This window comes from Fuchsiella alkaliacetigena, from assembly GCF_023227765.1.
GTDB classification, from domain to species: domain Bacteria; phylum Bacillota; class Halanaerobiia; order Halobacteroidales; family Acetohalobiaceae; genus Fuchsiella; species Fuchsiella alkaliacetigena.
In genome coordinates, this window is record NZ_JALKBZ010000016.1 from 1 (window position 1) to 12,208 (window position 12,208).

Consider the following 12,208-nt stretch of genomic DNA (forward strand, 5'->3'; position numbering starts at 1 on the left):
AACTTTACAAAGGATGATGGAATTTTCTATTTCAGCAGTTGACTATCAAAATTCAGCTTAAATTGACGCGTATGATACCAAACTACTAATTTTGTGATAATTATCTTCCATTGCATTTATTGGAGGCTTCTGATATTTTGAAAAACTTACATTATTATATCTGGGTTATATAAGTTTTAAGCAGGGTCCTACTTTTGAGAATAGGGCCCTGCTTTCTATATATAAATGTAGAAATAGAAAAAATAGGGCCCTGTTTCCCCTATATATAATGTAGGGAAAATTCAAAAAGTGAGCTTTTAGTTTGGAAATTGGTATTTTTATGTTATAATATTACTCAGGTTGTACACAATATATGGAGAGGATGTTTGATATTTATGGTAAATAATGAAGTTGAAAATAAGGGTAACTATGTAATTATCACCTACGGTTGTCCGTAAGTTATCGCTTGAAACATTAAAAAATAAAAATATAAAGGCTTAAAATCTACCTTTAAGCCCTTTGGATCCTTGAGCCCACTTGAATTGGTGGGTTATATTATTTTTGAATTGTATTGTTAAAACTTTTTTGTTGTTTATAATTATTTTGTCTATAATGCTATTTATAAAGTTTTTAAGCATTTGTCTATCAGCAATAGCAATTTTTTTATAATTCACTTCGCTATTATCAAGTAACTTTTTAGCAATCAAAAATTGATTAGCTTTATTTAGAAAGTTGTAATTCGGTTTATTATCTGCTTTATTGCTTTGTAATTCTTTTTCGATTTCTGCTATCTTATCTTCGATCTGCTTCTTATTCAATAGATAGTCCTTCTCACTCATAGTTTCCTCAGAATATAAATAAAGCTTTTGGAGGCGGTCCAGGGCCCTTTGTTCTTTTGTTATTTCTTCTAGTAACTTCTTTCTTTTACTATTCTGCAATTCATCATTACTACTTTTCTCACTAAAGATTATATCTTTACCTTTTGTGGCAATTAAGCTATATATAGAGCTGCTACCTTTAACATCTTTAACTTCCTTAAAATACTTCCCTTCTAATAACTTTTCTTTATAATTTGAGTGATCGTATTTTTGTATATGGTTAGCTAGATTCATTAAGTTGGCTATGTAATCTAAAATAAACGGGCCCAAGTTAACTTCTGATATAAAGTTTTCACATTCATAACCAAAGTTATATTCTCGACATTTATAGATCCCTGGCCTAAAACCATTTTTTCTTTTGCGACCCCGAGAGGCCAAAAAGCCAGAACTACAGTTTCCGCATTCTATTAATTCAGAAAAGACGTGTATATGCTTAGCTTTCTTTCTTCCAGCTTCAGCAGGATTGGCGTTTTTAGTTATTATGGCATTGGCTTTCTCCCAGATGTCTCGATCGATAATTGAAGGAAAACAGTCCTTGGTTAATATTTGTTCTTCCTTATCTTTCTTTTGGCCTCGACCTGACTCACGGTAGTTATAGCGATAGTCACCTTTATAAATAGGGTTTTTAACTATCTGAGCTACGGTTTTAACTCTCCAGCGGCCGTCATTTTTAGTTTTGTAATCATTTTCATTGAGAAGGTTAGCAACGTGACGGCTAGATTCACTTTCTATGTATTGCTTAAAGATTAATTCTACTATTTCAGCCTCTGATTCATTGATGGTTAGCTTTTGAGTGTCGGGGTCATAGTCATAGCCAAGTGGGGTAGGAGCTCCGTTCCAGAGCCCTTTTCTGGCCCTATCTAGCATAATAGAAGTTACTCTCTCCGAAGCTAAGTTTCTTTCTAACTCAGCAAATACTAGAATTATCTTTAACATTGCTTCTCCCATGGCCGTACTGGTATCAAATTGTTCATTTTTGGAGATGAAGGTTACTCCGTAGTCTTTAAGCTCTTCATACATTTGAGCAAAGTCAATTAGGTTTCTGGAGATCCGATCTATCTTCCAGACTAGCAAATGAGTGAATTCTTTGTTTTCGATACCGGTCATCATTTCCTGATAGCCGGGCCGGTTGGTGTTTTTACCGGAGTAGCCGGCATCGGAGAAAATCTGATAGTTGTCTATTCCTAGGACATATTTTGAGTAGTTTTCGAGCTCTTGTTTTTGAAAGTCTAGGGATTCTTTGTCTACCTGGTGGTGGGTAGATACTCTGGTGTAGATGGCAGCTTTTTTCAATTTGATCAACTCCTTAATTGAGATTATAACATTTGTGGGATATCGGATTCAATAACGGTTAGGGTAAAGATTTGTTTATTTTTCAAATTGATCTAGTTGAATTTAAAAACAAGCAGGAAATAATGTCTTAATATAGTAATAAATATTATAGCTATAATTTACTTGAATGCATATTTTAGTTATTTGTCGAGTTAGGAGGTGGGCTACACTTGTTTAAGAGTAACAAAGTGTAAGTTATAAATATTAAATTATAATAAAGGAGAAAGAAATGTGAAAAAAAGAATATTAAGTGTAATGCTAATTTTGGTTTCCCTACTTTTATTCAATTCTATTTCTTATGCTTGTGTTGGAGCTAGACCTTTAGGAATGGGAGGAGCCTTTGTTTCTGTTGCTGATAATGTAAATGCTATCTACTGGAATCCAGCTGGACTAACACAATTAGAACAATACGAAACTACATATACAAGAACAATAAACAATAGAGATATGATTAACTATAATGATTTTATTGGATTTGCTGGAACTAACGATGAATTAGGTTTTAGTTATGGTTTAGGATACATTGGCGAAGGGCAAGAAGGTACAATGATAGATCCTTACTATGGAGAAACTGAAGTTGAATTAAGTACTAACTGGTTAGTATTTTCTTTTGGTAAAGATCTTTCTGAGTTAGAAAATGAAGTGTTTGATGGTCTTTCTGTAGGTGCTAATATTCGTCGTATGAGTCGTGAAGAAGAATATAACCCTATAAATTATCAAGGGACAGCTTCGGATTCCGATTCTAGTATAGCTGTTGATTTGAGTGCTTTGTATCAGATTAATAATGAATTATCAGCTGGTCTTTTAATTCAAGATCTTTTTGAAACCGAGTTTGAATTATTCGATCAAAAAATATCTTACATAAGAAATATTAGGCCAAGTGTATCCTATCAGTTAGATGACTATTTGACTCTAGCTTTTTCAGTATACGATTTTAGAGATGAATTTGACAGAAATATCTCTTTTGGTGGAGAATTAGAAGTTACAGCAATATCTGATTTAGAAGTATTAAATTCTGAAGAAGAAAAAGTATATGTTAGAGGTGGAGCATACCAAGAAAACTTGACATTAGGTGCAGGTTATGAGTATGAAGATCTTCAATTTGATTATGCCTTCTTAGGGGGAGACTTAGAAAATACTCATCAACTAGGTGTGACTTATCAATTTGAAGGATTATAATAAATTTAATAGAATTAACTTCTATTAACAGGGGGCAAAAATGATATATAAGATATCTAAATCTAAACTTGTTTCATTATTAATATGTTTGATGGTCGTTTTAATTTTGGCTGGATGCATCCCTTCTGCTAGTAATCCTTTTAGTAGTGATGATGGTGATGGCAGTGAAATAGTTTGGGATACTTATGTCACTGATGATTTTGGGATTAAATACCCATCAGAATGGGAAATAGTTGAAGAAAGTAGTAACTTTGTTTGGATCAGACCTTCTGAAGAATCAGATTTCTTATTTGAAATAGAAGGAGTGATTGATAAGGGAGATAAAGATAATTTTTTAGAGGTTATATCTAATTTTATAGAATACTGGGTAAATTCTGATGAATTTAGAATTATTAATTGGCAAGGATATGGACCAGAAAATTATAAAATTGAAATGGATGAGAATAGTTATGATGTATATGAGTTTGAAGTTGAAATTATCAACTGGGAAAATGAAGAAAATTTTGATAAATTCCTATTAACTAGTATGCATAATGAGGGAAAAGTTATACATTTGAATTATTTGGGTTTAGAATATGAATACAATAATAATTTAGATATAGCAAAAGAAATGGTGAAGTCTTTTGAATTTCTGAATTAATACCATGTTAATTAACCAGGGCCCAGATACGGCCCTGGTTTTATAATTAGTTACCTACTGTAATCTGATTCTTCATTCCATCAAACCTGGCCGATCTTATTCTAGAGATTCTTTTGATATATTTAAAACTTTTCTAAAAAGCTTGTCTATATTAGACTAAAGGTTAAATGATGTCTGATGTGCAAATATATTTATAGAACTATTAAAACTGAAATCGAAAGGAGAGATAGTAATGAGGTCAGTAGGTGTGGTAAGAAAAATAGATAACTTGGGTAGGATTACTATCCCTAAGGAAGTGAGAGGTAATTTAGAAATAAAAGAGGGTACTCCAATGGGGGTCTATGTGGATGGGGGAAAGGTTATAGTTAAAAAATATGAGCCGCAGTGTGTTTTTTGTAATAGTACAGAGGATGTGGTTGATTTTAAAGATGAACTTGTTTGTTCTGAATGCCTTTCTGAGATTGAGGGAAAAGTGACTTAGTTAAAGGTAAGATTTAGAGATAAAAGAGATATCAAATAGTGGTGAAAGTGGACCAGGGCCCAGCTACGGCCCTGGTTTTATAATTTAATCACCTACTGTAATCTGATCCTTCACTCCATCAAATCTGGCCGGCCCTATTCCAAAACTAGCTAAATTCAGTTATTTCTTATGCAGGGCCCTATTAATCAGATTCTGAGCTTTTAAGTGGAGCAGGGCCCGATGTTTTTGATCAGGCCCTATCCCCAGTGAAGCAGCACTCTGATTAACATAATTAATAAAGACCAAAAGAGGTTACTCTAAACTTTCCTCTACAACCTTAATTTCTTCTTCGGTTAGATTATACAGATCATAGACCAGCTGATCTATTTCTTGATCAGCTTTTTCTATCTTAGATTCTAAGCCTGCTATTTCTTGCTGCAAACCTTGCCATTCATTGACTACTTTCCGGACTACATTGTACTTATCAAAGTCAGGGATCTCTATTTGCTTGACTCGTTTAGGTAAGCTGCCGCTAAATTCATTGATTTCTTCTAACTGTTCATTGGTTAAATTCTCTAGATAATATTTGATATACCTTCTTTTATATTTATCGTTTACCTGGAACTTAAATAATTCATATTGGCCAGAACTCGATTTATCAGAGTAGAGGGTTATAATCTTATCATTGATATTAACCGTCATCTCTCTGACTTTTCTGGCCCGCCCGGAGTAAATCTCATTACAAAATTCTTGGTTCATTATTTCTTCAAGTGGTATGCCTAAGCTGGAACAATACCTATTAATAAAGTTACTAAAATCCTCTTGTTTTTGATCATAGATTTGTTTTTTAAAGTCTCTAATTTCAGAAACTTTTTTTACTAAAGTAGATTGTTGATAAGCTTCAGGATATTTAAACGGGAGCTCCTTACACTCAGCTATTAGTATCTTCTGAAACACATCTTTATAAATATCTAGAAACTTATATCTGTGTATAAAGGTTATGAGCTTAGAATTTAATAAAGCGGCAATGTATCTTGGATCTATTTCTTCTTCATTAGGGATCAATCCAAAGCCTATCTGAGCAAAATATAAGGACTTATCAGTATAAGCGGAGTATATCCTAGCTGGATTTCCAGATATAATCTGTCTAACAATAACTCTAGGCTTTTCAAAAAAGCGCTGTTCGCGAGGAGCGCCAAGCCATTCACCATACTTTATATACTCCTTAATTTTAGGCTTGATAAAGTAGCGAAGGATATTCCCGCCTTTAATTAACGGCTTATATTCTTCGCTATGCTTGTTTGGTGAATGAAACTCCCTATTATCTATCACTTCTTCAGAATGACCTTTATATTTATCATAAGGGGTTATGCCTAAGCTAAAATCACAAACTTCCTTAAATGGCACTGTATCTGCATAGCATTTGTCGATTATATTTATAACTTCATCTGTAGTATAAATATTAAAGTTGTTAGCTTCGTCTTTAAGCCAGTTTTCTTTACTGATCGACTTAGGCGGACTCGTCAAAACATCATTAATCTTTTCTAGGGAAGCATTATTGATAATATGGATATTGCTTTTTTCATGGAATACATTTTTTTGAAAGCAGAAAATGATTGTATTTACATTCAAGTTAGCAAAAACTTCATTTGGTAACTTAACTATACCAGTTATACCCTCGACTAATTTTTTTCGTATCTTTTTATACGAGGAGTTAACCAAAAGTGAATTAGGTATAATAAAAGAGAGATATCCAGTAGGCTTTAGAAGTTCCAATGACCTTTCAATGAAAATAGAATAAAGATTAATTCTGTTTATTGCTGTTTCGAAGTTCTCTAAAAAGTACTCTGTGATTTCTGTATCTAAATCTTTTATGTCTACATAGGGAGGATTGCCAATGATTACATCAAATCCGCCTTCTTCTGTAGTGATTGCATTAAGTTCACTGTCTTCTGTTTCAAAGACATACATTTTTTCACTCATTTCATCTAAAAATTCTTTTCCCCAATTAAATGCTTTATCTCCAGCAATTTCTGGATCCTCAATTAATGAATTTCCGCATTTAATATTATCGTCAAGATTAGTTAATGGCTTATTTTTATTAGCGGTTTTAAGCCATAGGGATAGTTTAGTAATTTCGACTGATTCTTCATTAAGATCAACTCCATAGATGTTATTCTTAAGTATTTCTTTTTGCAAAGAGGGGAGACCAAAAATACTTCTTTGACCGTGTTCGTGTTGAAGGAATTCTCTTTGCTTTTGGATCCATTGATGCTCTTGTAGTAAATAATCAAAGGCTTGGTTTAAAAAAGCTCCAGAACCACAGGCTGGGTCTAATACCTTGATATCTTTTAGCACTTCTTCGTATTTTTCATAAAATTCTAAGTGTTGCTTTTTATACTTTCCTTCGACTTGTGGAGTGCTTGCTGATTCAAGTTCTGGTAATTCATAATAACCAAGCTTTTTTCTGATATCGTCAAGATAGCTGCCTATAGAGTTTTCTACAATGTATTTGGTTATGTATTTAGGAGTATAATAGATTCCGTCTTTTTTGCGTCTAGATTCTTTTTCATCATACTCATCTTCTCTAATATCGGCTTTTAATTCTTCTATATCAGTGATGGATTGTTCGAAAATATGGCCGAGAATATTTACATCAAGATCGCTATCAAAATCATAATCGGAGATTTCATAAATATTATCGAAGAATTCGTTCTTAATAATTAGATCATCTAGGATATCGTCATATTTAAATAGGGTACCGTTATAGCCATTAATGTTATGCTCAGGATTACCTTTATCTACTGATCTAAAAACCCCTTTTATTTCTTGCCAAACTTTAGTAGGGCTCATGCTATAGGAACCTTTAGCTCTTTGTATTGCTTCATGGAGTAGGGTATTAGGCAATAAGCCTTTATCTTCACAAAAGCAGATGAAAATAATTCTATCTAGAAACTTTTGAGCCTTTTCTAAGAGGAGCTCTTGATCATAGTTTGGGTTATTTTCTTTAAGGTGCTCGAAAAGATCGATTCTAATTTGCTTATACAGGTTATAGAATTCGGTTGAAATATCTTCTTCTCGTTTGGTTGTTTCTTCGGTTAACTGCCAGGTTAGACTGTCTTGGTGTTTATTGATTAGGTTTTCTCTGGATAATAGAAAATGGAATTTCTTAAATTCATCTGGTTGATTTAACTCTGGGATTCGAAACTCTTCATAGTGTCCTTGACCGCGAGTATACTTATAGAGTCTAATTTCGATCATATTGGAGACTATAATCCAATTACAGCCGTCATACTTAGTAGCATAATTAAAGGCTTGTTCAACTGGGGTGCCGTAATCTTTCCCGGATCTTTTTTGTTTTTTATCTAGGCTGATTTTGGGCCCTTTAAGTTCGATTACGGCTTTGGTTTGTTCAACTCCGTTGATTTCGAAAAAGCCTAAGCTACCATCTGGTTTGCTGGCATCTACTTCGGTAGCTGGCTCGGCTTTCATTGTATACTGTTTATCTTCGGCTTCGGTGGTATCTTTATAGCCTAAAATTAAACCAAAGATACCTTTTAGAAAGGCTCCCTGAAGCTGTTCTTCATTAACTCCTTGGTTTAGTTCAAGGTTTTCTTTCCATTTGGTGATTCTATCTATTTTCTCCTTTTCTTCTGGAATAGAGTGCTTTGCTAAGTGTTTGCTTAATACTTTCTTATTGAATAAGTTTGCCAATTTTTCGGCCTCCTTTAATTTCTTAAATTGCAAAATGACTAAAAGGATGTTTCGAGATGTATTTCATCATTCTATTTAAAGACTCAGTAATAGTAAATTCTCCACCTGAATAACCCCACATTGAACCAGTTATTTCTTTTAGGAAACCTGATTTTTCAATCCTTTTTAGCAAAAATATTAAATCTTGTTCATCAATATATAGCTTATTAATTACTTGCTCTTTAGGATTTAATCTAGTGGATTTTTGCAATTCATTTTCATTATTGGTTTTATTGATATCATTTTGATAGCATTTATAAAAAATATAGATTACTTTTAACTCAAGTGGTGATAGAAGCTCCAATGAATATAAATATTCTTCAGGTCTAAATTTACCGTCATTATCTACAGATATAATATTAGTTAAAACCATTACATTCATAATAATTTTTTCTCGACTTCTGGTTTTTAATGTGGAATCTAGAGCAATATTAAGCATATCATGAAACTCTTCTGTTTCTGTCCACTTTAATTTTTGATCAAACCCTTTTTTATCTAGGCTATTTTTAATAGAATGCAAAGATTTATATAGTAAGACCAAAAACATATTCATTCTTTTTTCTCTAAATTTTGTACCTGCTTTTGCTAAAAATCCATCTATAATTGGTCCTGCAATAGGTATCAATTCTACAATTGATCTTATAATATCATTTTTGGAATAAATAGAAGGGAGGTTTTCTTTTGAAATTAAGTTTTTAAATTCTTTTTCTGACATGTCCAGAATTGTATTTTCCAAGATTATTCCTCCTAGCTCTATAAAAGCAAGAAATTATCTCATTTATTGATTTTACATAATTTTATATTATTGAATCTATTATTCACAATTTGACTAAAACCAACTACTTATTAATCTAAAGTTTTATTTTAATTTGCTTGTTAGTCTATTTAAGACCCAACCTGCAACTACTTTTTGTTTATCCTCATCAAGCCATTCTACTAAAAGCCAGTTATCTTCTTTATATAAGACCTTTATAGCTGATCCAAATTCTAATTTTTTAACTTTTTCAGATTCTAAAGATTTTCTTTCTTTTAAAATAGCATAATCTGAGCTGATAAATTTATAGTCATTGATTTTATGTTGGTTTCGTTGTAGGTTCGATTTATATTTTTCTAGAGTATCTTTCTTTCCTAAGAAATCGTACATTGAGCTTCTAATATCTTCAAAACACTCTTCAACAAGAGGTTTGAAGAAAAAAGATATAACATAAATAATAAACCTTGTGATTAAAGTAGCCACTATACCTAGAGTGATCGTCCTTATTTCTTGACTATTAATGGAGTTTGTTGCCTTAGAAATCACTTGTTGCACAATGGATTCCAAGTTGAAAACCAATTCATAGAGCCCGTCTACTAAGTAGGCTGTTAAGTCAACTTCTGACAGAATAATATCTATAATTTGTCTGGTTTTTTCAGGTGATCTTTTTATAGTAATTGAAGCTGGTTTGTCTGTAACAGCTGTATTTTTCTTTTCTTCCTTAAAATTTTGTATTTCTTGATTGAATTTATCTATGAATTCATCTCTGAATATCATGTCTATTTCGTCTGGTGAGTTGATAGTTAAAGGGGTTTCTAATTCTTCTAAAAAACTTATGGTTTCTAGGGATATATCTTTAATGCCTGGTATAGAAATGAGGTCTTTGAATGTTTGATTTAATTTTTTTATAAAGTTATGATTTTGGGATATTATTTCTTGATAGTACTCGAAATCGGCCTTGATATTTGGTATAATAAAGTTAATATCAAGATTTGTTAAAGTGCCTAAATCAATTATTTCTATTTCAGAAAGCGAGTGCTGAACTCTTATTCTTGAATCATAAATCGAGTTAATTGTTGAGTTTAATTCTTCTAGGTCTTGCCTAAACTGATCTATATTTTCTAGAGTTTGAGAGTAATTTGTTAAAAATTTTCTTTGTTGTTCAAGCTGTTCAAATAATTCTAAGTGTTCTGTTATGTAGTCCATTGAATCTCACCTCTTAAAAAATATTATAGGAGTGGTTAAAATGCTTTACATTTGTGGTGTAACTGTTGCAGTACTTAATTTAGCTGGATTTTATGCTGAACCTATAATCCCAGGTTTTTTGAGATACTTAGTGCCTAGTGTATATGTTGGCTTACTTGTTTACACAGGAGTAATCAGCGGTTTCGAAGATGGTCTTAGAGTGTTTAATGCCTATGTTATTTCTTTGCTTGTGTTAATTCATATAGGTATGCTCCTATCGGAAAACTTTTTGCCAAATTAATTATAGAAGTTATATAGGGCCCTGTTCCTAACAAGCCGGGACCTATTCCCATTTTAAGAATATGTCCTTGCCCCTTAGATTTTGGACAAGAAAAGACTATGCTTTTCTAACAGAAAATTGCTCTAATTTACTCGCTAATTCTTATGCTACTAGCTTGACACCATCTATTAGCTCGTTAACCAGCTGGCTATGATAATAAGCTGGTGGAACACCTGAGATGCTTGAATGTGGGCGTTCTTGATTATATCTAGCTACAAATTCATCTATAGAACCTTTACAATGAGCAATATGACGATAATGAGTCTGATATACTTCTTCTCGTTTTAGTGTTCCGTGAAAACTCTCAATATGAGAGTTTTGTTCTGGAGTATTAACAGCTATTCTTTCGTGCTCAATATTTGTTTCGCTAATATAGTTTTGAAAGTCATTGCTTCTAAACTGAGTACCATTATCCGTTCTTAAAACCAAGTTATCTATATCTCGTGAATTTACTGCCTTCTTTAAGGCTTTAAGAGCTTCATCAGTTCGGCATCTAAGACCTACATGATGTCCTACTATTTCTCTGGTATAAACATCTATTATATCGAACATATAGACCCAGCGACCGCTTTTATCTAAATACATTTGAACCATATCCATTTCCCATAATTGGTTAGGAGCTGTTAATTCACGTTTTTGCTTTAACTGATAATTATCTGGTTTTGGAGTAACTTTGTCTTGTAACAGATCAAGTACATCCATTATACGGTAAACACGCTTGTGATTGACTTTTAAACCATGCTTAAACCTTAAGTAATCAGTCATCATTCTATAGCCTATATAAGGATGCTCTCTGCAGTGCTCTTTAATTAGCTCGATAACTTCTTTTTCAGCTACTACATTACCAGCTTGATCATAAACTGGATGACCTGAATAAAGTTTTTTACTGCTATTATTATTCTTAGAGCTAGCGTTATTTAGGCGATAATAATAGGTGCTTCTTGCTATATTAAAGGTTTTACAAAGCTCAGTAATTGAATAGTCAACTTTAAGCTGATTAATTGCTTTGACCTTATCAGTGATATTTAATCCAGCCAGGGCTTTTTTTTAAGGATTTCCATCTGAACTTTTTGTTCGCCAATGATCTTTTTCATTTCCTGGATTTGCTGTTCTTTTTCTTTAAGTTCAGCATCCTTTTTAGACTTAACTTGATTATTGTTAGCTAAACCATCTAAAGCACCGTTAAGAAAGTCTTTTTTCCAAGTATATATGGAATTGCGACTAACTTCATATTCATCAGCTATTACAGATGGCTTACGACCTTTAAGAACTTCTAGCACTATCTCCATCTTAAATTCAGGATCATAAGTTTCACCTTTTGGCATTATTTTTACCCCCTATAATTATTATAAAGTGTTAACTGACCTTTTGTCCAACATCAATAGGGGGCGTCACAAATACTTACTTTTCAATCTTCGGAAATCTTCTTTTGAAAGCTTTTCTTTTAACCCTCTTAACTCTTGAGCATCAGTCATATCTAAATATCTATCCAGGACATTGATAGTTGCCTTATATCTACCAGTGTGATAATACATTTTAGCCAATTCTCTGTATGCAGCTGGGGCCGGTCCTATCCCAGAGCTAACTAACTTCAGCCATTTCTCATCCCTAAACTTAAGTAGAGTCTGTGTTTTGATCGGGCCCTGGGTTTTTGAGCGGAGCAGGGCGCACTTTAGGTAAAGATTAAGAGGGTTAGGCTGTATACTTA

General features: G+C 32.7%; 10 protein-coding genes. 4 read left to right on the forward strand and 6 right to left on the reverse strand.

The window, feature by feature from the left end; all coding sequences use genetic code 11:
* Nucleotides 1–476: 476 nt before the first annotated feature.
* On the reverse strand, nucleotides 477–2,150 hold the full coding sequence (locus MWH30_RS06320; protein ID WP_248663217.1) for a recombinase family protein: 1,674 nt from the start codon (nucleotides 2,148–2,150) through the stop codon (nucleotides 477–479).
* Nucleotides 2,151–2,420: 270 nt separating this feature from the next.
* On the opposite strand from MWH30_RS06320, the gene MWH30_RS06325 reads away from it, so the two are divergent.
* The 3 genes from MWH30_RS06325 to MWH30_RS06335 all read left to right on the forward strand — a co-directional run bounded on the left by MWH30_RS06325 (nucleotide 2,421) and on the right by MWH30_RS06335 (nucleotide 4,489).
* Nucleotides 2,421–3,368 (forward strand): PorV/PorQ family protein, encoded by a 948-nt coding sequence (locus MWH30_RS06325; RefSeq protein WP_248663218.1) that lies wholly within the window; start codon nucleotides 2,421–2,423, stop codon nucleotides 3,366–3,368.
* A gap of 40 nt (nucleotides 3,369–3,408) precedes the next feature.
* Entirely contained in the window at nucleotides 3,409–4,008 is a 600-nt protein-coding gene (locus MWH30_RS06330) for a hypothetical protein (RefSeq protein ID WP_248663219.1), read from the forward strand.
* Nucleotides 4,009–4,240: 232 nt separating this feature from the next.
* On the forward strand, nucleotides 4,241–4,489 hold the full coding sequence (locus MWH30_RS06335; protein WP_248663220.1) for an AbrB/MazE/SpoVT family DNA-binding domain-containing protein: 249 nt from the start codon (nucleotides 4,241–4,243) through the stop codon (nucleotides 4,487–4,489).
* Nucleotides 4,490–4,780: 291 nt separating this feature from the next.
* On the opposite strand, the gene MWH30_RS06340 is transcribed toward MWH30_RS06335, so the two are convergent.
* From MWH30_RS06340 to MWH30_RS06350, 3 genes are all read right to left on the reverse strand, one after another.
* On the reverse strand, nucleotides 4,781–8,182 hold the full coding sequence (locus MWH30_RS06340) for an Eco57I restriction-modification methylase domain-containing protein (protein ID WP_248663221.1): 3,402 nt from the start codon (nucleotides 8,180–8,182) through the stop codon (nucleotides 4,781–4,783).
* Nucleotides 8,183–8,204: 22 nt separating this feature from the next.
* Nucleotides 8,205–8,957: a hypothetical protein gene (locus MWH30_RS06345; RefSeq protein WP_248663222.1), complete on the reverse strand. Its 753-nt coding sequence runs from the start codon at nucleotides 8,955–8,957 to the stop codon at nucleotides 8,205–8,207.
* 123 nt (nucleotides 8,958–9,080) lie between these two features.
* The gene (locus MWH30_RS06350) at nucleotides 9,081–10,181 is read right to left on the reverse strand and encodes a hypothetical protein (RefSeq protein WP_248663223.1); all 1,101 of its coding nucleotides are present in this window, start codon (nucleotides 10,179–10,181) and stop codon (nucleotides 9,081–9,083) included.
* Nucleotides 10,182–10,221: 40 nt separating this feature from the next.
* Here MWH30_RS06350 and MWH30_RS06355 point away from each other — a divergent pair, with 40 nt between their 5' ends.
* Nucleotides 10,222–10,461, forward strand: a complete 240-nt coding sequence (locus MWH30_RS06355) for a hypothetical protein (protein WP_248663224.1) — start codon at nucleotides 10,222–10,224, stop codon at nucleotides 10,459–10,461.
* Between the two features lie 141 nt (nucleotides 10,462–10,602).
* On the opposite strand, the gene MWH30_RS06360 is transcribed toward MWH30_RS06355, so the two are convergent.
* Both MWH30_RS06360 and MWH30_RS06365 read right to left on the reverse strand, forming a co-directional pair.
* Nucleotides 10,603–11,538 (reverse strand): IS3 family transposase, encoded by a 936-nt coding sequence (locus tag MWH30_RS06360; protein WP_282706226.1) that lies wholly within the window; start codon nucleotides 11,536–11,538, stop codon nucleotides 10,603–10,605.
* Entirely contained in the window at nucleotides 11,526–11,825 is a 300-nt protein-coding gene (locus MWH30_RS06365) for a transposase (protein ID WP_248663225.1), read from the reverse strand. The genes MWH30_RS06360 and MWH30_RS06365 overlap by 13 nt, the downstream gene beginning before the upstream one ends.
* Nucleotides 11,826–12,208 lie beyond the last annotated feature (383 nt).

What these genes read in the sequence shown, in the direction of transcription:
- MWH30_RS06330 (WP_248663219.1), top strand. Translation starts at nt 3,409, where the DNA reads ATGATATATAAGATATCTAAATCTAAACTTGTTTCATTATTAATATGT.
- MWH30_RS06335 (WP_248663220.1), top strand. Translation starts at nt 4,241, where the DNA reads ATGAGGTCAGTAGGTGTGGTAAGAAAAATAGATAACTTGGGTAGGATT.
- MWH30_RS06350 (WP_248663223.1), bottom strand. Translation starts at nt 10,181, where the DNA reads ATGGACTACATAACAGAACACTTAGAATTATTTGAACAGCTTGAACAA.
- MWH30_RS06355 (WP_248663224.1), top strand. Translation starts at nt 10,222, where the DNA reads ATGCTTTACATTTGTGGTGTAACTGTTGCAGTACTTAATTTAGCTGGA.
- MWH30_RS06365 (WP_248663225.1), bottom strand. Translation starts at nt 11,825, where the DNA reads ATGCCAAAAGGTGAAACTTATGATCCTGAATTTAAGATGGAGATAGTG.